The organism is Candidatus Zixiibacteriota bacterium, from assembly GCA_017999435.1.
Classification (GTDB): Bacteria; Zixibacteria; MSB-5A5; order GN15; family FEB-12; genus JAGNLV01.
The window spans coordinates 116,710-136,570 of the sequence record JAGNLV010000004.1; the positions used below are offsets into that span (position 1 = coordinate 116,710).

A 19,861-nucleotide genomic window follows, 5' to 3' on the forward strand; every position below is an offset into this window, starting at 1 on the left:
GGAAAAGGGTTGCAGCACCGCTTGTGCAACCCGCCCGGCCGCGGTTGGCGGACGCCTGATCTTTCCGGTTGCGCCGCCGGTCGATTGTCCCTATATTACTTTCCGGAAAGAGCTTCGCTCATAGTTACTTACATTCACCCCCCGGTTCCGGCCGGGCAACCTGGTAGGCCAAGCGACCTTTCTTCGATAACGCGCATTGAATTTGCTCAGTTCAGTCGTGAAAGAAAGGGTTATCCGTATGCAGAGTCGGATTGCACGAGCTTGCCTGTTGTGTCTTGCCGGGATGGTTCTCCTGGCGCCCGCCGCGGCGGCGCAGGATCCCGGTATTCCGGACACGGTGCACGTTGACTCGATCGGCGCTTTCACCAACACTCGCGCCATCGTTCCGGTCAACTTCTACAACGACGAGCCGCTGGGCGGGCTGGAGGTGACGCTGCACTTCAGTTCTCCCGATGTCCATGTCGACTCCTTCTCGTTCGCGGGCGGCCGGCTGCAATCGTATTCGGTCAAGGGGACCTACACGCCTTCCGGGGGCTTCTCGATCTACTGCGTGCCGTTCGCGGGAGAACCCACGATCCCGGCCGCTTCCGGCCTCCTCGGGCGGCTCTATCTCTCGTGGAGCGTGGGAATCAGCCCGCAGCTGGTGAGCATCGACACCATCACGATTGTGAATGTCGACGTCTCCTATTCGACCAGGTTCTCGACCGCGTCGGCCGTGGCCTTCACGCCGAAATACCGGCGCGGCTGGGTGAAGATTGACCAGGGGTTCGGCTGCTGCATCGGGACCCGGGGAAATGTCGATGGCGATCCGACCGACGCCGTGACGCTGCCGGATCTCACCCGCTTGATCGGGATTTTGTTCCGCGGCATGGCCCCGGCTGATTGTCCGGAAGAAGCCAACATCAATGGCGACGCCACGCCTCAGCCGACGGTAGCCGACATCACGTACCTCATCGCCTACCTCTTCCGGGGCGGTCCACCGCCGGCTCCGTGCCAGTAGCGGCCGGAGTTGATGGTCGCAGGCCATTCAAAATGATTCTGAAGACAGCCCGGCGCCGCCGGGCTGTTTGTTTAGGCCGGTTTTCCGCGGCCCGCCCGAAAGACGTTCAGCCCGATTTCGTCGGTCTCTTTCCGCTCGCGTTGTTCGGCCTCGTGGTAGAATTCGCTGCGTCGGTGATCCTTGAGCGTGTCGTAGATCTTGCGGTTCTTGGCGGCCTCGAGAAGCGCCTCGCGTTTCTTGGCCTCGGTCTTGCGGAGGGCGCGGAGGACCTCGTCCGCCCCCAGCGTCTCGCGTTTGAGCCGATGGAGGAAGCGCGCGCATAACTGCAGTTCGGCGACGGCCAGGGTGCCCGTCTGCCGCGCGCGCTTGTGTGCGAGCGTTTCCCGGCTGCGCTCGATGAGGCCGTCGAGCGCCTGTTTCTGCCGCGCCGTCCGGCGCATCGCCTCGGCGAGTTCGCGCCGGCGGTCCTTCTCAATCTGTTCCCGCTGCTTGAGGAGCGCTTCCAGGCGAAAACGAAACTTCTTCACGCGGCGCCTCCGGGACCTCAGTCGGCGAGGAGCTGCCGGAGCTGGGCGACCGATTGGTCGAAGTCCGAGATTTCGTGAATACCCTGCCGGAAGAACGCGTCGAGCGCATCCATCTTGGCGATGGCCCGATCGATCTTGGGATTGGAACCCCTCACGTAGGCCCCGATGTTGATGAGGTCCTCGGCCTCGCGGTACACCGAGAGGAGCTCCCGCACCTGGCCGGCGAGTTCGACCTGCTCGGGCGTGCAGACCGATTTCATGAGCCGGCTGACGGAATCGAGGATGTCGACGGCGGGGTACTGGTTGCGGGCGGCCAGGCGGCGCGACAGAGCCACGTGCCCGTCGAGGATCGACCGCACGGCGTCGGAAACCGGCTCGTTGAAGTCGTCGCCCTCGACCAGCACGCTGTACAGGCCGGTGATCGATCCCTTCTCGGCCTGGCCGGCCCGCTCGAGCAGGCCCGGCAGGAGGGCGAAGACCGAGGGCGTGTATCCTTTGGCAGTGGGCGGCTCGCCGATCGCGATGCCGATCTCCCGCTGCGCCATCGCGATACGGGTGAGCGAGTCCATCAAGAGGAGAACGTCCATCCCCTGATCGCGGAAGTGTTCGGCAATGGCGGTCGCCACCAGAGCCCCCTTGATGCGGATGAGAGCCGGTTGATCGGAGGTGACGGCCACCACGACCGAGCGCCGCATCCCCTCCGGGCCGAGGTCGGATTCGACAAACTCGCGCACTTCGCGGCCGCGTTCGCCGACGAGGGCGAGGACGTTGACATCGGCGCTCGTCCCCCGCGCCATCATCCCGAGCATGATTGATTTGCCCACGCCGGAGCCGGCGAAAATCCCCAGGCGCTGTCCCTTTCCGACAGCGGTCACGAGGTCGACGGCCCGGATTCCGGTGCGGAGCGGTTCGGTGATCCGCCGCCGTTTCAGCGCCGGGATCGGTTCGCCGCTGAGTTGCCGCCACGCGCCCGTGCCGAGCGGACCCTTGCCGTCGATCGGCTGCCCCAGGCCGCCGAGCACGCGCCCGATCAGTTCGCGGCCGACCGGCACCCGCAGGTGCTCGGCGGTCGAGGTGACGATCGCCCCGGGCGTGATGCCCGTGATCGGCCCGAGCGGCATCAGCAGGATCCGGTTGTCCCGAAAACCCACTACTTCCGCCCGGATCTTGGCTCCGGTGTCGTGGTTTTCGATGGTGCAGAGCTTTCCGATCGAGACCGCCGGCCCGGCCGACTCAATCACGAGACCGACCACCTGCATCACTTTGCCGTAGTGTCGGATGGTGTGGGCGGCCCGAATCCGCTCGGCGTACATATGATAGGAGGGAGCGCTCACTGGCCGGCCTCTTCGGCGAGGAGAACCTCGCGCACGACTTCGAACTGCGATTCCAGCCGGGCGTCGACATCGCCGTGCGGCGTTTCAATCAAACATCCCCCTTCGCGAACGCGGGGGTCGGGCTCGATCGTGAGTTCCTTGATCAGGGCCGAGCCTCCGAGAAACTGCGCGATGCTCTGTTCCACGATGGGGAGGTGGCCGGGGTGGACCTTGATCCTGATGCGCGAGCGGTCGAGCAGGGTGTCGATCACGCCGTTGATCAGCCGCAGGGTCGACTCCGGATCGATCGTGACCGCGTCGAAGGTCACTTTGCGGCTGATCTGCACGACCAGGTCGAGGATCTCCCGCCGCGCCTCGTCGAGCAGCCGGTGCCGCTGTTCGATTGCGTCCGCAATCGCGGCGTCGAACCGGCTGAGCACCTGTTCGGCTTTCGCCAATCCCTGGGCGAGCCCGGCCTGCTGGCCCTCCCGATAGCCGCGCCGGTATTCCTCCTCGTGCGCCGCCCGGCAGGCGTCCTCCATTGTGAAAGCTTCTTCGACCGGGATGAAGCGCGCTCCGCCGGGGTCGGTGACGATCGCCACCGCCGGGAAGAGCCGGCCGAGGACGGCGACGGCGCGGGATTGGCGGTCATGGTCGAGTTGCCGTTCGCCCACGCACACCGTCGGCGCCGGCCGCACGTGTCGCAGTACCTTAGACAATGATATCTTCCTTGCCGCCCCGGCCGGAGACGATGATCTGGCCTTCCTCCTCGAGACGGCGCACGGCCTCGACGATCCGTCCCTGGGCCGCCTCGACATCGGACAGGCGGGTCGGTCCCATGAACTCCATCTCTTCCCGGATCATCACGGCGACGCGTTCGGAGACGTTGCTGAAGATCTTGTTCTTGACTTCATCGCTGGCCGCTTTGAGGGCGATCGCGAGGTCCTTGGTCTCCACTTCCTTCAGCAGCCGCTGGATCGACCGGTCGTCGAGCAGCGTGAGATCGTCGAAGACGAACATCATGTTCTTGACTTCGGCGGCGAGGTCGGGGTCGTCGGCCTCGAGCGACTGGAGGATGTTCTTCTCCGCCGTCGTGTCGATCAGGTTGAGGATTTCGGCGATGGCTTTGGCGCCGCCGGACGCGGACATCTGGGCCGCGGCGCCGGCGTCGAAATGCCCCGAGAGGGTCTGCTCGATCTCGTGGAGGATCTCCGGCGCGATTTTCTCCATCATGGCGATGCGCAGGGCCACCTCCCCCTGCAATTCCGGCGAGAGCTCGGAGAGCACGGCCGCGGCGTGCTGGGGCGAGAGCTGGGTGAGGATCAGGGAGATGGTCTGGGGGTGTTCATTCTGGAGAAAACTGGTCAACTGTTTCGGGTCGATGTCTTTCAGGAGCGAGAAGCCGGAGGATTTGATGGTGGTTTCGAGGCGCTGCATGATTTCGCGCGCTTTGGCGACGCCGACCGCCGATTCGAGGATCTTGCGGGCGAAATCAATTCCCCCCTGTGAGATGTACTGGCGCGCCATGAAAATCTGGTAGCACTCGTCGATCACCTTGTCCTCGACATCGGGCGGCACTTCCCGCAGATTGGCGATTTCAATGGTGATCTTCTCGAGGTCGGCCTCGGGCATCCCCTTGAGGACGTGGGCCGACACTTCCGGTCCGAAGGCTACCAGGGCGACTGCCGCCTTCTGCAGGGGCGTCATCGATTCGTACTTGAGCGCTCCCATCAGACGTCACTCATCATGGTTTTGATCGCGCGGGCGATCTCTTCGGGCTGCTTGCGGGCCGCGTCCTGCATCTCATCGACCAGGCGGGTTCGCCGCTGCTCGGGGATCACGCGCGGCCCTTCCTCCGCGGCGGCTTCGGGGGCCGCGCCCGGCGTCAGCGGCCGGGCGGGGGTCCGTTTCGGCGCCGCGGCCATGGCCCCGATCGACTGGAACAGCCGGCTCACCTTGCGCCGCAGGTACAGGAAGACCAGGAGGGCGAGCAGGACAAGGCCGACTTTCTTGGCGATTTCGAGGTAGAAATCCCGCCGGTACATGCTGTCGAGAGCCTGCTGGTCCTCGATCAGGTCGCGGCGGTCGAAGGCGATGTTGACCATTTCGATCTGGTCGTTGCGCTGGGAGTCGAAGCCGACGGCGTTGCGGACGATCGCGGCCAGCCGGTCCAGTTCCTCCTGGGAGCGGGGCTGGTAGGACATCGCCGCGCCGCCGTCCTCGGCGGCCGCCGGGGTATAGACGCCGTCCACCATCACCGCCACCGAGAGGCGTTTGATCGAGCCGATCCCGTTGATGATGTGCTCGACCGTCTTGTTGAGTTCGTAGTTGGTGATGGTCGTTTCGGTGGATCCCTGTTCCTGGCTCTCGCTGGCCTCGGCGGCCTTGTCGGTCGAGGCGTTGGTCTGCTTGGTGCGTTCTTCGCTGCGCACGGCCGGCTGGTTGGCGTCGTACGTCTCCGAGGTCCGCTCGGTCTGGTTGAAGTCAAGTTCGGCGGTGACCCGGATCACGGAGCGTCCCGGCCCGAGCACGTCGTCCAGCATCGACTGCGCCTTGTGTTCGAGATAGGTCTCGGCCTGTTTGCGCACGTCGAGCTGCGAGGCGGTCAGTCCGGCCAGCTCATCGGTCGGCTGGCCCGAGGAGAGCAGGTTGCCGTCGTAGTCGACAATCGAGATATTTTCGGGCCGCAGGCCTTCCACCGAGGCCGCGACGAGGTGGGAGATCCCGTTGATCTGCTGTTTGGTCAGGCCGCCGCTGCGCAGTTTGAGGACCACCGAAGCGGTGGCCTGTTTCTGGTCCTGCTTGAAGAGGCGGTCGGAAGGCATCACGATGTGGACCCGGGCGGCCTGCACCTCCGACAACTGCATGATCGTGCGCGTCAACTCCCCTTCGAGGGCGCGGCGGAAATTGAGGTTCTGCAGGAAGTCGGTCATCCCGAGGTTGTTCTTGTCGAAGATCGAGTAGCCGATGTTGCCGTTGCGGGGAAGGCCCTCGGAGGCCAGCGCAATCCGCGTCTTGTAGACCTGGTCGGAGGGTACCGCGATCGTCCGCCCGCCGTCGCTCAACTCGTAGGGGATCTTGTTGTCGTTCAGGTAGGCGACCACCTCGCCGGCCTCGGCCTCATCGACGTCAGAATAGAGGCGGGCGTAGGTGACGGTATTGACCCAGCCGACGAGGAGGATCGTGCCGACGATGGTGCCGGCGGCGATTCCCAGCAGCATCATGACCTGGCCGGGCGAGAGCCGGCCGACCCACGCGGCGAGGTTGCGGAAAAACTGTCTCACTTGCTCCATGGCATCATCCTATGTCACGTCCGCGGCCGGTCCCTGGCCGCGCACCCACGTTGGCTGCCGACTACAAGGGCATCTGTATAAGCTGCTGGTATCCCTCGACCAGCTTGTTGCGGATTTCAATGAGGAGCTCGGCGGCGACCCCGGCTTCCTCCGCTTTCACCATCACCTGGTGCAGTTCGACCGGCTCGCCTTCGAGAAACGCCTGCTGGATCTGCGCCGATTCGTACTGCAGCGAGTTGACGCCGCTGACAAAGTCGGAGAGCATCTCACCGAAACCGTCCTCGGCCTTCATCTCCGGCAACGGCACGGTCTTTCCAGTCGGCTCGAGCCGCGCCACGAGTCCCGGCACCAACCGGGTGAGGCCATTGACAGGTGCCGTCATGTTACACCTTCACGTCGATCAGTTTACCGAGCACCCGGGACTCGGCGGCCTCGCCGCCCAGGGCCGCTCCGAAGCGGCCGGAGTCGCCGAAGCGCTGGAAGAGCAGCTCCAGGGCCGCGCGCTCGGCCTCGGTGAGGAAATCGGCGTAGGATCCCTCGGGCGCTTTGACCGCGAGGTCGGATCCGGACGCGGCCGCCTGCGGCGCGATGGTCAGCTCGCGTGCGGCGTCGGCCGGCCGGGCCTGCTCGTCCGGGCGCTGCGGCTGCCGCTGCACGAGCTGCTGGTACGACTGAATTGCTGTCGGGTTAATCTTCATGGCTGCCTGTCACTTTCCTATATGTCCAGTGCATCTTTGGCCATCTGCTTGGCGGCGGCGATCGTCACCGTGTTGGCCTCGTAGGCGCGCGCCGCCGCCATCATGTCGACCATCTCGTTGACCACCTCAATGTCCGGCATCTTCACGTACCCCTGCTCGTCGGCGTCGGGATGCTCGGGATCGTGGATGAGCCGGTAGCTCGATTGCGGATCCCGGATTTCCTTCATGTCGACGTCGGGGACCTCCACCTCAGATTGCACACACACGCCGCGGGCGGGGAAATGCCGGGTGTTGGTGCGCTCGAGGGAGACGCCGGCGCGCCGCATGGCCTGCCGGAACGACACCCCCGTCTCGTCTTCCCGCACCTGCACGCGCTTGCGCCGGTAAGGGCCGCCCTCCGGGGTCTGCGTGGTCTCGGCGTTGGCGATGTTTTCGGCCGTGGCGTTCATTTTTGCCCGCTGGACCGACAGTCCGCGCGACGCAATCTCAATGGCTCCGAGTATGCCCGCCATACCTTACTCTCCTATCTCCCCGCTATGGCCCGCCGCAGCCCCTCAAATTTCTTCTGCAGGAGCCGAGCGGCCACCGTAAACTGAAGTTCGTTCTGGGCCATCTGCGAGACCTCCCGGTCGATGTCGACGGCGTTGAGCTCATCCGGTTTGGGTCTGGTCTCCTCGATATCCGGTTCGCGGTCGCGGTGCGCGCCGAGAGGCAGGTGCGCGGGGTGGGTCAACTCGCCGGCCACCCGGCCGGTCTCGCCGGTGAGGCGCGTGTACTCGGCTTGAAAGTCGATGTCCCGGGCGCCGTACCCGGGCGTCGACACGTTGGCCACGTTGCTGCTGATCAGCTTGTGCCGGAACGAGGAGACATCCAGGTACGCCTCGAATCTGTGGACGCCGGTCGACTTGAAGAGAAAGTCCGCTATTTTCATACGGTCACACACGGCCTCATGGTTTTTCTCGCGCTGCGTCTATGCAACGTGCGTGCCGAATCGCGGTCGGACGCCGCAGGCGGTTGCGGCCCAGCGGGTTGGACTGACGCGCGCGGTCCCACAGCGCGGGGCGAGCCCGAGTGTCAGGGAAAGTATTTCCGGAGGAGCCGGGAAAAGACTACTCGTTGGCGGCCGTGAAATACAACTGCGAGGTCGGTTCTTTGAGCGAGAGTTCCATGGTGAGGATCACGATGTCGACGCGCCGATTCATGGCCCGGTTCTCGATCGAGTTGTTGGGGCGGATCGGCCGGAACTCCCCGTAGCCGAGCGCGGAAATGCGGTCGGGCGGGAAATCGTGTTGGTTCACGAAAAAGCGCACGACCTCGGTCGCGCGGGCCGCCGAGAGCTCCCAGTTGGAGGGAAACCGCAGCGTGGCGATCTGGCGGTCGTCGGTGTGCCCCTCGATCCGGAGGTGGTTGGGCATAGCGCGGACTTCGTCGTTGATGAGATCGAGGACGTCGATCGCCTGCGGCTTCAGGTCGGCCGCCCCCTCGTCGAACAGCGCCCGGTCGACAATGTGAATCACCAGCCCGCGCTCGGTGATCTCCGAGCTGACGTCGTCCAGCCGGTTGATTCCTTTGAAGCGTTCCTCCACGCGGGCCTGCAGCATGCGCAGGTTGCCGAGTTTCAGCAGGCCATGGCCGTCCTCGGTCGGTTTCGCCTCGTCGTAGTCGAAGACGTTCTCCCCTCCTTTAAGAATGCCGTGGAGAGCCTTGGCCATCTGCCCGAAGCGCTTGGCGTCGACCTGCGACATGGAGTACATGACGACGAAGAACGCCAGAAGCAGCGTGATGAGGTCGCTGTAGGTGAGCAGCCAGCGATCGAGGTTCTCCTTGTCTTCGACCCGGCGGCGAAAGCGGCGCATGGCTACTCCTCGTGGTTGCGGTGGATCGGGGCGATGAAAGCGAGCAGGCGGGTGCGGATGTGCCGCGGGTTCTCACCGGACTGGAGGGCCATGATCCCCTCCATGATCAGTTCGAGGTGGGCGATCTCCTCCTCGTGGCGCATGCGCAGTTTGTCCGAGACCGGGAGAAAGAACAGGTTGGCCAGTCCGACTCCCCAGAGGGTGGCGATGAACGCGGCCGCGATATGGGCCGCCATGCGCGAGGCGTCCGAGGTGTTCCCCAGCGTGTGCACCAGGCCGAGGACGGTCCCGAGGATCCCCATGGTCGGCGAGTAGCCGCCCGCTTTCTGGAAGAAAGTGATGCCGCGCTTGTGCCGCGCCTCGAGGTAGGCGATCTCGGTTTCGAGGATTTCGCGGAGCGCGCTCGTTTCCGTCCCGTCGATGACCAGGCGCACGGCTTTCCGGAAAAACGGGTTCCGGATGCGCTCCATGTCGCGCTCGAGGCCGAGAATGCCTTCCCGCCGGGCCTTCTCCCCCAGTTTCACGATCTGCTCGATCGTGTCGCTGAACCGGTGCGACCGGCCGAAGAAGGCGATGCGCAGGTAGTGGGGAATGTGGTTGACGGTGTCGATCGAGGTGGTCACCGTGGTCGCCCCGAGCGTGCCGCCGACCACGATCAGGATGGGCGCGGCGAGGAAGACGGCGTCGAAGGATCCTCCCTCCATGAGGAACGACCCGCCGACCGCGCCGAACGCCACCACCAAACCTATCAGTGTCGCCAGATCCATGGGTATGTCAACTCGGTTACGACCGCACCGGGGTCACCGTCCCGGCCCGCGGCCGTGACGGGTGGGGCGGGGCGCCGGCGTTTTCGGCCGTCCGACGTCTGTGCGCCGGGCGTCCCGCACATCCTACCCCAATACTATCGGCAGGGGGGATGATTAGTGGAGGGCGGGCGGGGCGGCAACTGCCCGCCCCGTACCCGCTTGCAGAAACTGCTCAGGAATTGGACACTTCTTCGCCGTACTCGGCCAGCTTGTTGCGGATGGTCCGGGCCGAGATCCCCAGCGCCTCGGCGGCCCGGGTCTTGTTGCCGTTGAACTTCTCGAGCGTCTTGAGGATCAGGTACTTGTTCCCCTCCTCCAGTTTCATCGGCACCCGCAGAGCCGCCAGGCTGTCGGCCGCCCGACCGAGAGCCAGCTCGGCGGGGAACTCGTCCTCGGTGAGGATTTCCTTGTTCCCGGTCACGACCGCCCGCTCGATATAGTTTTCCAGCTCCCGCACGTTGCCCGGCCAATGGTAGTGCATCAGCAGCCGCATCGCCTGAGCGTCGACCCCTTTCACGGTCCGGCTGTTCTCGCGGTTGTACTTGGCGATGAAGTGCTCGACCAGTAGCGGGACGTCTTCCTTGCGCTCCTCCAGCGGGGCCAGGTGGATCGGGATGACATTCAGGCGGTAGTAGAGATCCTCGCGGAACCGTCCGGCGGCGATGTACTCGCGGAGATTCCGGTTCGAGGTGGCGACCAGCCGGACATCGACCTGGATGGTCTGGCTCGATCCCACCCGTTCGAACTCCCGCTCCTGGATCACGCGGAGCAGCTTGGACTGCAAGTTGAGCGGCATTTCGGAGATTTCGTCCAGCAGGAGCGTCCCGCCGTCGGCCAGTTCGAACCGCCCCCGGGTCGTCTTCTTGGCGTCGGTGAACGCCCCCTTCTCGTAGCCGAAGAGCTCCGACTCGACGAGGTTTTCGGGCAGCGCCGCGCAGTTGAGTTTCACGAACGGTTTGTCGGCCCGGCACGAGCTGTAGTGAATGGCCCGCGCCACCAGCTCCTTGCCCGTGCCGGAAGCCCCGGTGATGAGCACGGTCGAGCGGGCGTCGGCGATGCCCTGGATGAGGTCGAACACTTCCTTCATGACTTTGGACTTGCCGACGATGTTGTGGAACTTGTCGGCCAGGTCTTTGCGCATGAGCTCATTCTCGCGCCGGAGCGCGATCACCTCGGCGACCCGGCGGATGATGTGCTCGACGGTCTCGGGGGAAACCGGCTTGAGGAGGAAATCATAGGCCCCGTTTTTGATGGCTTTCACCGCCGTGTCGATCGTGCCGTAGGCAGTCATCATGATGACGATCGTCTGGGGGCTCGCCTTTTTCACCTGGGCCAGCAGCGCGAGGCCGTCCATGCCGGGCATTTTCAGATCGGTGACGACGATGTCGAAATCCCGCTCGTTGAGGCGGGCCAGGGCTTCCTCGCCGGAATGGGCCGCCGTGCAGTCATAGCCCGCCCTTCGGAGCGTTTCAACGAGGAATTCATTGACCAGTCGGTCATCGTCGACGACCAACACCGCGTAGTTCATCTGCGCACTCCCTGTCCTCCGGCCCGCCGGACAGGCAGGAGGAGCCGGAAGAGCGCCCCGCCCGCCGGGCGGTTCTCCGCCAGCACCTCGCCCCCGTGGGCCTTCATCACTTTCCACACTACCGCCAATCCCAGCCCGTTGCCGTCGCCCCGGGTGGTGAAGAACGGCGAGAAGATCTTCTCGAGGTTTTCCGGGGCTATGCCCGTCCCCTGGTCGGCCACCGTTGTCTCCAGCACGGTCTCATCAAGACCCAGTAGGAGCCGTTTTCCCCAGACCGCGGCGGCCTCCTCCCGGCCGTACACGCGGTAGCCGACCTCGATTTCGCCGCCGCCGGCCATCGCTTCGGCCGCATTGGTGAAGAGGTTGAAGTACGCCTGGCGCAGGAGCATCGGGTCGACTTCAATCCGCGGGTTCCGCACCCCTTCAGCCGGGGGACGCAGCGCAATGCGCGCGCCGGCGAGCCGCTCGCTGCAGTCGCGCTCGAACTGCCGCACCGTCCCCTGGAGGAAATCATAGTAGGCGATCTCCGTCCGATTGGTCTCCTCGAAACGCGTGTAGTTCAGCAGGGTGGTCACCGTCTCGTTCAGATTGCCGACTCCCTTGAGGATGTTGCCGACCAGCCGGTACCTGGGATCTTCGGGATCGAGATCTTTCTGCAGGAGGGCGGCGAACCCGCCGATGCCCGAGAGCGGATTGCGGACTTCGTGGGCGATCGTGGCCGCCATCTCGCCGAGCGCGGCCAGGGTGTTCAGCCGGGCCAGCTCCTGCTCCATGCGCTTGATCTTGGTCAGGTCGTGGAGCACCTCCACCGCCCCCGCCGACTGGTTGGCGGCGTCGCGGAGAATGGTGGTCGACACCGACAGGTACAGCCGGGTGCCGTCCGGCTGCTCGATCACCCGCTCCACCGAGTCGATCGCCTCGTCCCGCTCCACCGAACGGAGGGCGTTGGCGTCGGGGGGCGTGCCGGGGCGGACGCAGTCCCGGTACTGTCTCCCCAGAGCCTCGGGCGCCGCTGTCCCCAGGATGCGCGCCGCGGCGCTGTTGAAGTGCGTGATTACGCCCCGGCGGTCGACCGCGATGACGCCGGCGTTGATGGAGTTCAGAATGCCGTTGAGAAATTCGGTGACCGCGAGGTTCCGCTCGGTCAGCTCGGTCAGACGGCGGTTGGCCTCCGCCAGCTCGCGGTGCTGGGTCGTGAAGTCGTCCTCAAGCTGGATATACCGGCGCTGGAGGGAGTTGATGATGCGGGTGAAGGACGCGTAGGAGTCGGCGAACCGTCCCACCTCTCCCCCGGCCGCCGTATCTTCCTGCCCGCCTTCGAGTTCGGCGATAGACCTAACGCTGTCATCCATGATCGTTTCTTCCACGGCGTCTCCGGGCAGGCCCGCCGGCCACCCAACACTCCATGCTCGTGTCTGAACCACCCTACCTTAGGGCGGCTCCGAAAAGCATTCAACTAAAAACTTCCGGGAGGAAAGAGACCGGAACGATCGGCGGGGAAAAGGCCGTTGCGGCGAGGGGCGCACGGTTTGATCGCGGCTGCTTATGAGTCGTCACCGTGGCGGTGCGGCTCCGCCGGTGAGCGCCAGGGCCGCCAGTTCCTGGCGTCCCCGTTCGACCGCCCGAGGCAGGATAGTCGCCAAGTCCTGGATTTCGTAGGGTTTGATGATGTAGTCGAATGCACCCTGCCGCAGGGCGGCGATCACGGCCCGGACCGACGGTGCGCCGCTCATGACGATCACAGGCATCTTGGGCTGGTTCAACTGCAGTTCGGAAACGGCCGCTTCGCCGGTCCCTGGCCCGATTGTTACATCGAGAACGGCAGCCGCATAGGGCCGGGTCAGGGCCATTTGGATAGCCTCGCCGAGGCTCCCCGCGCCGTCCACCGCGTAGCCGAGTTGGCCGAGGTAGTCGCAGAGCCGCCGGCGCATGCTTTCGTCCCCCTCGACCACCAGCACCGGCTCCCGTGTTGCGCTTTTCATGGCCGTCCTACTCGCTTTTGGCGGCGGCTTCTTTCGCCGCCACCTGGGCCTCGACTATTTTGTACAGGTTATTGATGTTGAACGGCTTGGTCACATAATCGGCCACCCGATGCCGAAGCGCCGCCACCGCCGTGTCGACCGAGGGATACCCGGTCATGAGGACCACGGGGAGCCCCGGCCGCAGTTCCCGGAGCTCGGCGGTCAGTTCCAGGCCGTCGATCCCCGGCATGCGGATGTCGGCCAGCACCAGATCGACCGACCGGCGTTGCAGGATTTCCAGAGCCTTCTCACCGCTGTCGGCGATCGCGGTGTCCCATCCCTGCCCGGTGAAGAAGTCGTACAGCAGATCCCGGATGAGCAGTTCGTCGTCGACAATGAGAATCGATGGTTGCGGCATTGGCGGTCTCCTGTGTCGATCAGTCAATGACGGCGGCCCGGTTGGACACCAGCGCTTCTTCTTCAGTGGGAAAGATCTCGAAGATATGGGACAGCTGGGTGATTTCGAAGATCTCCTGCACGTAGCTCGCCAGGTTGGAGAGCGTGAGCCGTCCCTTCCGCAGCCGGGTTTCCTTCATGGTCGACACGAGGGCGCCCAGCCCGGAGCTGTTGATGAACTCGACGCCGGCCAGGTTCAGGTGCAGCGTGGTGCGGTCCTGGGCGAAGAGGTCTTTCGCCTTCTGCTTGAGCTCGGCGCCGCTGGCCAGATCCAGGCGCCCGTTCAGTCGGAGCACCGCCACATTTCCGAAAGTTTCGACTGTTATAGTCATCGCGCCTCCAGTACATCCCGCACGAATGGTTTCTTGCAGCCGGATCGCCGTACCCCGGGGCCTCCCGCGGGTCCGGAACCGGCCGCCGCTTCTCCTCATCCCCTTGTTCTCTCTACTAGTCGGCGGAATCGGACCGATACTTTAAGGCCGCCGGTAAGGGTCTCGCCGAAGACCACTTCCGCGGCAAAGTGCTCCATCAGCCCGATCCCCCGCCCGTGGTCGTCGAGCTGACCGGTTTGGGGCCGCGCGGCGAGTTCGGCCAGTCCGCAGTTGCCCTCATCGGCCACCTCCGCGGAGACCGTCGCCTCGTCCACCCGGACCTCCACCCACACGGTCTTGGCCGGATCGAGCCGGTTGCCGTGGACCAGAGCGTTGGTGAAGGCCTCGGACAAGGTCAACATCATCGCCCGTCGCACGTCCTCCTCAAGCCTCTCCCGTTGTGCCACCTGCGCCAGATCGTTGAGAAACCGCTCCTCGGATTCAACCACGGAGGGGTAGGCAAACCGATGTGTCGCCATCACTTCACCAGCACCTGCAAAACGGTGAAATCGTCGTGCGAATCTTCCGGCGCGCCTGACGCGAACCGGTCAATCCACTCCCGTATGCGAACACAGAACTCTTTTGGGGGAAGGCCGATCTCCATCGCGAACACTTCTTCCGCCTGTTCCCGTCCGAATATCCGTCCGTCTTTGTCGACGGCCTCGGTGAGCCCATCGGTGCACAAAAACAGGCGGTCGCCCGAACCGATCGGGCACGAACCGAGATCAAAGTGCGCTCCCGGAAACTGGCCGACAATCGGGCCGCCGGTCGACAGCCTGGCCACCGTCCCCTCCCGGGCCGACCAGAACATCCCCGGGACGTGGCCGCCGTTGCAGTAGGTCATCCGGCCCCGGGCGAGATCGAAGCGGGCGAAGAAGAGGGTGATAAACATCTCGCGGTCGCGGATGATCTCGCGTGCGAGAATCTCGTTCAGGCGGGAGGCGAGTTCATTGACCGCGATCTCGGGGCTGCGGTCGAGGATGGATTTGATGATTCCCGCAGCCGCCGACATCACCAGCGCCGCCGGCACCCCCTTGTTGGAGACGTCGCCGATGAAGACGAGGAACTCGTTATCCGACAGCGCGTGGACGTCGTAGAAGTCGCCGCCCACTTCCTGCGCGGGGTAGTAGGAGGCGCCGATTTCCACGCCGCCGACCGCATCGATGTCCTGCGGGAGGATGGTTTCCTGGACCTGGCGTGCGATCGCCATCTCCTGTTCGATCCGCTGACGGCTGAGCTGCTCCTGCATGAGGCGGGCGTTGTCGATTGCCACGGCCACGAAATTGAGGAGCATGGCCAGGCGCTCCCGATCCTCGTCGTTGAAGCCACCGCCGCCGGCCCGGTTGAGAATCAGCAGGACGCCGTAGCGCCGGTCCCTGGTCCCGATGGGCATGCAGATGACGGCGTCGATGCGCCGCCCGTCTTCATCGCGAAGGCTGAGGTCGTTGAGGATCACCGTCTGCCCGGAGGCCAGCACGCGGGTGGGCAGGTCCATACCGCCGGGAGGGGCGGTTTCCCCGGCGGGCAGCAGTTCTTCGGCCGTCTCGCCGCCCGGGAGTTTGGGGATGAGCCCCTCCTGGACGCCCCACGAGATTTCGATACCCAACTGCCCGCTTTTCTCCAGCAGGATCGCGCCCACCTCGCCATCGACCAGCCGCAGCGACATGTCCATGACGACCGAGAGGATGGCGTCGATGTCGTGAATGGACGCGATCACCGCGCCCATGGTGGCGAGATCCTGAAGGTCGGCGATCCGGGCCGCCAGCGAGGCCGCCAGCTGCTCCGGGTCGACATCGTACACCGGCCGGGTTTCCATACCGGGATTATCGGCAGCGGCCGGGCGTGAATTGACTCAGGGGGCTGTGCGACAGCGTCGGGTGCCAATCGGCGCGGGGCGGTTGCTACTTGCGGCGGAATTTCAGCCGGAGCGACACGCCCGCAAATCCCCAGCGCTCCCGCAGTTGGTTGTGCAGGTAATTCACGTACGACCTGTCGACGAGCTTGGGGTAATTGGCGAAGATGACAAAGGAGGGCGGGGCCGCGCCGGTCTGGGTGATGTAATTGAACTTGATGTGTTTGCCCTGCCGCGCCGGGGGATGGCGCCGCGCCGTCACCTCGGCGAGCCAGTCGTTGAGTTCGGGCGTGGGCAGCTGCCGCGTATTCTCCGCGTGCACCTGGTCGACCAGCGCCAGCACTTTGCCCACCCGCTGTCCGGTCAAGGCCGAGATGAAAACGAGCGGCAGATAGGAGTAGTGGGCGAGCGCCTCGTTAATCTGCCGCGCAAAGCGTTCGGCGGTGCCCGTCTCCTTCTCGATCAGGTCCCACTTGTTGACCGCCAGCACCGCGGCGCAGCGCGTTTCAACAACATCCTCGAGAATGCGCTGGTCCTGCGACGTCACGCCGTCCTGCGCGTCGATCAGCACTACGGCGACCTCGGCGCTGTCGATTGCCCGGCTCGTCCGCAGCGTCGTGTAGAATTCGATATCCTCGTGAACTTTGAACTTCCGGCGCAGCCCGGCGGTGTCGACGAGAATGTAGTTCCGCCCTTCGAAGGAAAACGGCGTATCCACGGCATCGCGCGTCGTTCCCGCGATCGGGGTCACAATGGCCCGCTCTTCTCCGGTGAGTTTGTTGATGAACGAGGACTTGCCCACGTTCGGCCGCCCCACGACTGCCACGCGGACGGCGCCGGAACCGCCGACGTCGTCCGCGGGCGCCTCCGGCAGCAGCGCCACGATTTTGTCGAGGAGCTCGCCGATACCGCGCCCGACGGTGGCCGAGACCGCCATCGGCTCGCCCAGGCCGAGGCGGAGGAAATCATACACCTCCAACTCCAGCCGGGGATTGTCGGCTTTGTTGGCCACCAGGATGGTGGGTTTGGCGGACTGCTGCAGGCGGCGGGCGATTTCTTCATCGATGTAGTCGGCGCCGACCATGGCATCGACCACCAGCAGCACGAGGTCGGCTTCGTGGATGGCGAAATCGGCCTGCTCGTAGATCAGCCGGTTCATGAGATCGCCGGACTTGGGGACCAGGCCCCCGGTGTCGATCAGGCGGAACTCCCGACCGGCCCAGTCGCACACCGCGTAGTTGCGATCGCGGGTGACGCCGGGGGTTTCATCCACCACGGCCAGGTATTTGCGGAGAAACCGGTTGAAGAGCGACGATTTCCCCACGTTCGGGCGTCCGACAATGGCCACGGTCGGGAGTTTCATGAGAAGGCCTCTTTCAGCGATGCCGCGACGTTGTATTGCCCGACCAGCACCGGTTTGGCCAGCACGCCCCGGAACTGCTCCAGGCTCAGGTTGTCCAGGAACAGATCGTCGTCGTTCAGGCAGTTGGGCGGCACGACGAGCACGTCCCAGTTTTCGTGCCGCCGGCGCGCGTGCCGCAGGAGATCCTGTCCGGTGAGCAGGCCCGACACGGTGACGGTCGGACCCCAGAATTCGTTCTTGACCGCCTCGACCTCCAGCCGCAGCCCCAATTGATCCCGGGCGTACGCGGCCACGTGCGACTCGAGAAAGGGCCGGGCCGACTCGCCGGTGAGAAAGAGCACGCGCTGTCGGCCCCGGACTTTCCGGAGCATGGCCCGGCGGCGGTTGAAGCCGGTGATCGTCTCCCGCACCATCCCGATCCCGTTCTCGAACTGGGCCATGTCCTCGTATTCCGCCCGGTTCGGGAACGTCCGGCCGCCGAGCACATAGAATTCGTCGGCCGGCCACACAAACCGGCTCCCGCGTTCGCGCCGGAACACTTTCTGGCGCCTCTCGATATAATCGATGATCCCGCCCGCCTCCTCCCGCGTGTACGTGCGCAGCTTCGTCTGCCCCTCGCGGAACCGGGTGAGCCCCACCGGGACAACCGCAAGCGTCGCCACCTGCGGAAAGAGGGCGGCCAGTTCATCGATCGTTTGCGCGAGCGCTTCTCCATCGTTGATCCCCGGGCACAGAACGACCTGGGTGTGCATGGTGATTCCGTGGCCGCCGAGGCGGCGGAGGGTCGGGACGATGGGGGCGAGTTTCTCGTTGCGGAGCATGCACCGGCGCAGGGTATCGTCGGCCGCATGCACCGAGATGTACAGGGGGGACAGGCGCTGCTCGATGATCCGTGCGAGGTCGGCCTCGGTCATGTTGGAGAGGGTAATGAAATTTCCGTGGGTGAACGACAGCCGGTAGTCCTCGTCTTTGGTGTAGAGCGCCCGCCGCATGCCGGTCGGCTGCTGGCGCACGAAGCAGAAGATGCAGTCGCACTTGCAGGTTCTGATCCGGGAGTCGTCGAGCGTCAGTCCCAGCCCGGCCGCCAGGCTCTCCCCCGCCCCCTCGTCCTCGGCGAAATCGAACGACAGCTCCCGGCCTGCCGGGTCGGCGAAGACGATCGTCACCCGCTCCTCTGCCAGTTTGTACCGAAGGTCGATGGTGTCGATCACTTCCCGGCCGTTGACCGACACGATGCGGTATCCCGGCCGGACGTAGCCGAACAGGGGGGATCCCGGATCGACATAGAGTATCTTCATCGCACATTCACCTTGCAGACATCACCTCGGTCGGAGCGCCGGTCGGGCGCGCCGCTTCTCCCCGGGAGCGACCTAAGGAACGAAATCGGGGGGCCGAAGTCAACGCCGGCCGTCGGCCCGGCTGATCAGCCGCGCGCCGCGGTTGCGGGTGATGTAGCTCCAGACCCACTGCACGAGAACGACCAGGCGGTTGTCGAATTCCACCAGGTACATCAGGTGGACGAACAACCAGGTCAGCCAGGCGGGGTAACCCCAGAAACGGAGGCGTTTGTAGGTGCCGACCGCGGCGTTGCGGCCGATGGTCGCCAGGTTCCCTTTGTCGAAGTAGCGGAACGGCCGCACCGTCTTTCCCCTGAGGCGCCGTCCGATGACCCGGGCGACATAGCGCCCCTGTTGCATTGCGACCGGAGCGAGGCCGGGCAGCGGTGCGCCGGTCTGGTGCCGGTAGCTCGCCAGATCGCCGATCACAAAGATCTCGGGACGACCGGGCACGCTCAAGTCGGGGGCCGTTTCCACGCGTCCGACCCGGTCGAGGAGGTCCGTCCGATCCCCCACCACCATCCGGCCCAGCGGACTGGCCGACACCCCGGCTGCCCACAGGACGGTGCGGCAGGGCACCACGGTCGTGACGCCGCCGGAGGCCAGGGTGACGGACTCGGGAGTGAGGTCCGTGACCAGAGTCCGCGTGCGCACAGTCACCCCGAGCTTGTGAAGCGACCGAACCGCCTTCTCAGAGAGAAAGGGCGGGTAATTCTGGAGGACCCGTTCGGCGCCTTCGACCAGGATAATCTCAGCCTGGCCGGGGTCGATGCGGCGGAATTCTCCGCGCAGGGTATGGTGGGCGATTTCCCCGATGGCCCCGGCGAGTTCAACGCCGGTCGGTCCGCCCCCGGCGACCACGAAGGTCATGAGCGCCCGGCGGGCCGCCTCATCGCTTTCGATCTCGGCCTGCTCGAACGCCGCCAGCAGGCGGCTGCGGATGTCCACGGCGTCTTCGATTGTCTTCAATCCCGGTGCCAGGGGCGCCCACTCGTCGTGCCCGAAATACTGGTGAGCCGCGCCCGCGGCCACCACCAGGGTGTCGTACGGAAAGTCGCCCGCCGAGGTCCGCACAATCCGGGAGGCGATGTCGACAGCGGTCACTTCGGCCATGATGACGCCGGCCCGGCGGTTCTTCTTGAGCACGGAACGCAGCGGAGCAGTGATATCGCCGGGGGACAGCCCGCCGGTAGCGACCTGGTACAGAAGCGGTTGAAAGAGATGGAAGTTGCGCCGATCGATCAGGAGCACGTCGACCGGGACGCGCCGGAGGTTCTTCGCCGCATACATACCCCCAAACCCCCCGCCGACAATTATGACTCGATGGCGCATGTGCCGGTTCTCCATGCTTGGAGCCTCCAGGTTGGACCGCACCCGGACCCGGTCCCGGGAGCTTCAGACTGCTATAATGGTTTGCTGCCTCGCCCGGTTCCCGGTTGCCGGGGCCCGGATTCGGCCGAAAACGAGGTCCAGTCAGTCCACGCAAGGGCCGGGTCGGCC

Annotated in this window: 22 protein-coding genes; 1 reads left to right on the plus strand and 21 read right to left on the minus strand. The window is 65.1% G+C overall.

Annotated features, from left to right (window positions below):
* Window positions 1–238: 238 nt before the first annotated feature.
* Complete coding sequence (locus KA261_10885) at window positions 239–1,000, plus strand: hypothetical protein (protein MBP7698303.1); 762 nt, start codon at window positions 239–241, stop codon at window positions 998–1,000.
* Window positions 1,001–1,071: 71 nt separating this feature from the next.
* On the opposite strand, the gene fliJ is transcribed toward KA261_10885, so the two are convergent.
* From fliJ to KA261_10990, 21 genes are all read right to left on the minus strand, one after another.
* Entirely contained in the window at window positions 1,072–1,527 is a 456-nt protein-coding gene (fliJ, locus tag KA261_10890; GenBank protein ID MBP7698304.1) for a flagellar export protein FliJ, read from the minus strand.
* A 17-nt stretch (window positions 1,528–1,544) separates the two neighbouring features.
* Entirely contained in the window at window positions 1,545–2,840 is a 1,296-nt protein-coding gene (locus tag KA261_10895; GenBank protein MBP7698305.1) for a FliI/YscN family ATPase, read from the minus strand.
* A 17-nt stretch (window positions 2,841–2,857) separates the two neighbouring features.
* Window positions 2,858–3,559 carry a hypothetical protein gene (locus KA261_10900; protein MBP7698306.1) on the minus strand — a complete coding sequence of 234 codons (702 nt, stop codon included), beginning with the start codon at window positions 3,557–3,559 and terminating at the stop codon, window positions 2,858–2,860.
* Window positions 3,552–4,571 carry a flagellar motor switch protein FliG gene (gene fliG, locus KA261_10905; GenBank protein ID MBP7698307.1) on the minus strand — a complete coding sequence of 340 codons (1,020 nt, stop codon included), beginning with the start codon at window positions 4,569–4,571 and terminating at the stop codon, window positions 3,552–3,554. The genes KA261_10900 and fliG overlap by 8 nt, the downstream gene beginning before the upstream one ends.
* Entirely contained in the window at window positions 4,571–6,133 is a 1,563-nt protein-coding gene (fliF, locus tag KA261_10910; GenBank protein ID MBP7698308.1) for a flagellar M-ring protein FliF, read from the minus strand. Before fliF ends, fliG begins: the two co-directional genes overlap by 1 nt.
* Window positions 6,134–6,194: 61 nt before the next feature.
* The gene (locus KA261_10915) at window positions 6,195–6,515 is read right to left on the minus strand and encodes a flagellar hook-basal body complex protein FliE (protein ID MBP7698309.1); all 321 of its coding nucleotides are present in this window, start codon (window positions 6,513–6,515) and stop codon (window positions 6,195–6,197) included.
* Between the two features lies 1 nt (window position 6,516).
* The gene (locus KA261_10920; protein MBP7698310.1) at window positions 6,517–6,831 is read right to left on the minus strand and encodes a hypothetical protein; all 315 of its coding nucleotides are present in this window, start codon (window positions 6,829–6,831) and stop codon (window positions 6,517–6,519) included.
* 17 nt (window positions 6,832–6,848) lie between these two features.
* Window positions 6,849–7,343, minus strand: a complete 495-nt coding sequence (gene flgC, locus KA261_10925; protein MBP7698311.1) for a flagellar basal body rod protein FlgC — start codon at window positions 7,341–7,343, stop codon at window positions 6,849–6,851.
* A gap of 11 nt (window positions 7,344–7,354) precedes the next feature.
* Complete coding sequence (flgB, locus tag KA261_10930; protein MBP7698312.1) at window positions 7,355–7,762, minus strand: flagellar basal body rod protein FlgB; 408 nt, start codon at window positions 7,760–7,762, stop codon at window positions 7,355–7,357.
* 178 nt (window positions 7,763–7,940) lie between these two features.
* The gene (locus KA261_10935; GenBank protein ID MBP7698313.1) at window positions 7,941–8,687 is read right to left on the minus strand and encodes a flagellar motor protein MotB; all 747 of its coding nucleotides are present in this window, start codon (window positions 8,685–8,687) and stop codon (window positions 7,941–7,943) included.
* Between the two features lie 2 nt (window positions 8,688–8,689).
* The gene (locus KA261_10940; GenBank protein MBP7698314.1) at window positions 8,690–9,454 is read right to left on the minus strand and encodes a flagellar motor protein; all 765 of its coding nucleotides are present in this window, start codon (window positions 9,452–9,454) and stop codon (window positions 8,690–8,692) included.
* A gap of 211 nt (window positions 9,455–9,665) precedes the next feature.
* Window positions 9,666–11,021 carry a sigma-54-dependent Fis family transcriptional regulator gene (locus KA261_10945; GenBank protein ID MBP7698315.1) on the minus strand — a complete coding sequence of 452 codons (1,356 nt, stop codon included), beginning with the start codon at window positions 11,019–11,021 and terminating at the stop codon, window positions 9,666–9,668.
* Window positions 11,018–12,388 (minus strand): PAS domain S-box protein, encoded by a 1,371-nt coding sequence (locus KA261_10950; protein ID MBP7698316.1) that lies wholly within the window; start codon window positions 12,386–12,388, stop codon window positions 11,018–11,020. Before KA261_10950 ends, KA261_10945 begins: the two co-directional genes overlap by 4 nt.
* A gap of 186 nt (window positions 12,389–12,574) precedes the next feature.
* Window positions 12,575–13,003 carry a response regulator gene (locus KA261_10955; protein ID MBP7698317.1) on the minus strand — a complete coding sequence of 143 codons (429 nt, stop codon included), beginning with the start codon at window positions 13,001–13,003 and terminating at the stop codon, window positions 12,575–12,577.
* A 7-nt stretch (window positions 13,004–13,010) separates the two neighbouring features.
* Window positions 13,011–13,400, minus strand: a complete 390-nt coding sequence (locus KA261_10960; GenBank protein ID MBP7698318.1) for a response regulator — start codon at window positions 13,398–13,400, stop codon at window positions 13,011–13,013.
* 19 nt (window positions 13,401–13,419) lie between these two features.
* A complete protein-coding gene (locus KA261_10965) occupies window positions 13,420–13,770 on the minus strand; it encodes an STAS domain-containing protein (GenBank protein MBP7698319.1) in 351 nt (116 codons plus the stop codon).
* Between the two features lie 95 nt (window positions 13,771–13,865).
* On the minus strand, window positions 13,866–14,288 hold the full coding sequence (locus KA261_10970; protein ID MBP7698320.1) for an ATP-binding protein: 423 nt from the start codon (window positions 14,286–14,288) through the stop codon (window positions 13,866–13,868).
* On the minus strand, window positions 14,288–15,625 hold the full coding sequence (locus KA261_10975) for a SpoIIE family protein phosphatase (GenBank protein ID MBP7698321.1): 1,338 nt from the start codon (window positions 15,623–15,625) through the stop codon (window positions 14,288–14,290). Before KA261_10975 ends, KA261_10970 begins: the two co-directional genes overlap by 1 nt.
* Window positions 15,626–15,710: 85 nt before the next feature.
* Window positions 15,711–17,024, minus strand: a complete 1,314-nt coding sequence (gene der, locus KA261_10980; GenBank protein MBP7698322.1) for a ribosome biogenesis GTPase Der — start codon at window positions 17,022–17,024, stop codon at window positions 15,711–15,713.
* Window positions 17,021–18,322, minus strand: coding sequence for a DUF512 domain-containing protein (locus KA261_10985; protein MBP7698323.1), 1,302 nt, complete (start codon window positions 18,320–18,322; stop codon window positions 17,021–17,023). Before KA261_10985 ends, der begins: the two co-directional genes overlap by 4 nt.
* Window positions 18,323–18,421: 99 nt before the next feature.
* On the minus strand, window positions 18,422–19,708 hold the full coding sequence (locus KA261_10990) for an NAD(P)/FAD-dependent oxidoreductase (protein MBP7698324.1): 1,287 nt from the start codon (window positions 19,706–19,708) through the stop codon (window positions 18,422–18,424).
* Between the last annotated feature and the right edge of the window lie 153 nt (window positions 19,709–19,861).